Source organism: Sphingopyxis sp. (assembly GCF_035250425.1).
Classification (GTDB): domain Bacteria; phylum Pseudomonadota; class Alphaproteobacteria; order Sphingomonadales; family Sphingomonadaceae; genus Sphingopyxis.
This window is the reverse complement of the sequence record NZ_DATFFD010000176.1, coordinates 1-2,665: the sequence shown is the minus strand read 5'-3', so window position 1 is coordinate 2,665 and position 2,665 is coordinate 1. Positions and strand designations below refer to the sequence as shown.

Below are 2,665 nucleotides of genomic sequence, written 5' to 3'. Positions count from 1 at the left end.
GCGGTCGATCAGGATCGTCTCGGTTGCGCCGCACACGCCGGTGCGGCGCATCTTGGCATTGACTGCCAGCTCGACCGCTTTCGCCGGGTCGGCGGCCCCGTCGATATAGAGATGATTGATGCCGTCGAGATGCGCGAGCACTGGCACGCGCGCCTCGTCCTGCACGCGTGCGACGAGTCCCTTGCCGCCGCGCGGGATGATGATGTCGATCAGCCCCTGCGCGCGCAGCATCGCGCCGACCGCGGCGCGGTCCTGCGTCGGTACGAGCTGCGCCGCATCGGCGGGCAGCCCCGCCTCGACCAGACCCGCGGCGAACGCTGCGTGGATCGCACGGTTCGACCGCGCAGCCTCGCTGCCGCCGCGCAGGATTACTGCATTGCCCGACATCAGCCCCAGCGCCGCGGCGTCGGCGGTCACATTCGGCCGGCTTTCATAGATGATGCCGACGACGCCGAGCGGCACCCGCACGCGGCTCAGCACCAAGCCGTTCGGCCGCGTCACGCGGTCGATTTCAGCGCCCGACGGATCGGGCAGCGCCGCAACATCGTCGATCGCGTCGGCGATCGCGGCAAGCCGACCCGCGTCGAGCCGCAGCCGGTCGAGCATCGCGCCCGACAGCCCGTTCTTCCGTCCCGCGGCCATGTCCTCGGCATTGGCGGTAAGAATATCCGCCGCCCGCGCGCGAATCTGCGCCGCCGCCGCAACCAGTCCCGCCGACTTGTCCGCCGTCGGCGCCAGCGCGAGCACTTTCGAAGCGGCGCGCGCGCGCGCGCCCATGTCGGCGATCAGGGCGGCGGCATCGCCGGGCATCGGCGGGGCGGTGAGGGCTTCGGCATTCATGGCGCTGCCACTATCACGTTTTACGTGACCCCCGAAAGTCCCGTTGCGCCATGCCCCGCGCGCCTTTAGGCAGGGCGCCATGAGCGGGGACATCGAAGGCATCGGGGCGGCGGTGACCGCCGGGTTGGCAGGGCATGCGGTCGAACCGCGTCATGGCGGCACGGCGAACGGTCATGCGCCCGCGCGCTGCCTCAACTGCGGCACCGGCCTCGCGGGATCGCATTGCCATTATTGCGGGCAGCGCGCCGACGTGCATCGCAGCTTTGGCGCGATCGGACACGATCTGGTCCACGCGATCTTCCATTTCGAAGGCAAGATCTGGAATACGCTGCCTTTGCTCAGCTGGCGGCCGGGCGACCTGACGCGGCGCTATATCCATGGCGAACGCGCGCGCTTCATCTCGCCGCTCGCCTTGTTCCTGTTCGCGGTGTTCCTGACCTATGCGGTGCTCGCGATCGTCGGCAGCGGCGAGGGGTTCGGCGCGGAGATATCGAAGGCGGCGGCCGAACAGACGCGATCGAACGCGCTCATAGAAAGCTTCCAGAAGGAAGTCGATCGTGTGGATGCGCGCCTTGCGGGCAAGGATGTGCCGGTCGCCGAGCGGCAGCTGCTCGTCGAGGAGCGCGAGGCGCTTCAGAAAAGCGCCGATTATCTGGGCGTCGCGCGCAAGCTCAGCAAGGAAGAGCAGGCGAAAGGGCCGCCCGTGCTCGACGACCCCGGCGAGCAGGTGATGACGAGCGTCCAGTTCCTGTCGCGCACCAAGGTCAATTCGGGGGTCCCGTTCGTCGACCACGGCCTCGAAAAGGCGCTCGCGAACCCTGCGCTCGTGCTCTATAAATTACAGGCGAACGCCTATAAATTCGCCTGGGCGCTGATCCCCTTGTCGCTGCCCTTCATGTGGCTGCTTTTCCCGTTCAGCCGCCGCTTCCACACCTACGACCATTTCGTCTTCGTGACCTATTCGATCAGCTTCATGCTGCTTTTGTTCGTTGCCGTGCGCCTGCTCAACCTGACGATATTCGGCGATGTCGCGACGGCGTTCGCGATGCTTTTTGTGCCCTTCCATATGTATCGGCAGCTGCGCGGCGCCTATCGTTCGTCGCGGTTTGGCGCCCTTATTCGTGCGACCTTGCTTCTCTTTTTCAGCCTGTATGCGGTCATCATGTTCATGCTGCTGCTGCTCGCTCTCGGGGTGCTGGGCTAACACCCGAATCGTCACAAAGGCGGGGCAAAGACCCGGCCAATGAAGAGGAGATTCGCGATGCATCATCATTGGGGCGAGATCGACCGGCGTCATCTGATCAAGCTTGGCACCGTCGGGCTGGCGGCGCTGTCGTTACCGGGCGCGGCGCGCGCGATGATGGCGCAGGGTTTCACCCATGGCGTCGCGAGCGGCGAGCCGGGTCCCCATTCCGTGCTGCTGTGGACGCGCTACGCCGCGGCGAGCGACGCGACGCTGACCGCCGAAGTGTCGGAAAGCGAGGATTTCTCGAAGGTCGTTGCGGGCGGCAGCGTCGTCGCGGCGGGCGAGCGCGATCATACCGCAAAGCTGGTCGTCGAGGGCTTGGAGCCCGGCCGCTGGTATCATTATCGCTTCATCGCGCCCGATGGCACCCGGTCGGTGACCGGCCGCACGCGCACCTTGCCGCAGGGCTCGACCAAGGTGTTCAATCTGGCGCTCTTCTCCTGCTCGAACATGCCGTTCGGCTGGTTCAATGCCTATGGCCACGCCGCGGCGCGCGGCGACATCGACCTTGTCGCGCATGTCGGTGACTATCTCTACGAATATAAGGCCGGCGACTATCCCTCGGCGAAGCAGGCGCTG

At 66.3% G+C, this 2,665-nt stretch carries 3 protein-coding genes; 2 read left to right on the top strand and 1 reads right to left on the bottom strand.

The features are described from left to right. Positions 1-840: glutamate-5-semialdehyde dehydrogenase (locus VJ811_RS10595; protein WP_324072239.1), on the bottom strand; the 840-nt coding region annotated here is incomplete at its 3' end. Positions 841-919: 79 nt separating this feature from the next. On the opposite strand from VJ811_RS10595, the gene VJ811_RS10590 reads away from it, so the two are divergent. Then, a complete protein-coding gene (locus tag VJ811_RS10590; RefSeq protein WP_324072238.1) occupies positions 920-2,044 on the top strand; it encodes a DUF3667 domain-containing protein in 1,125 nt (374 codons plus the stop codon). Between the two features lie 57 nt (positions 2,045-2,101). Further along, positions 2,102-2,665, top strand: a 564-nt coding sequence (locus VJ811_RS10585; protein ID WP_324072237.1) for an alkaline phosphatase D family protein, incomplete at its 3' end; no start/stop codon positions are given.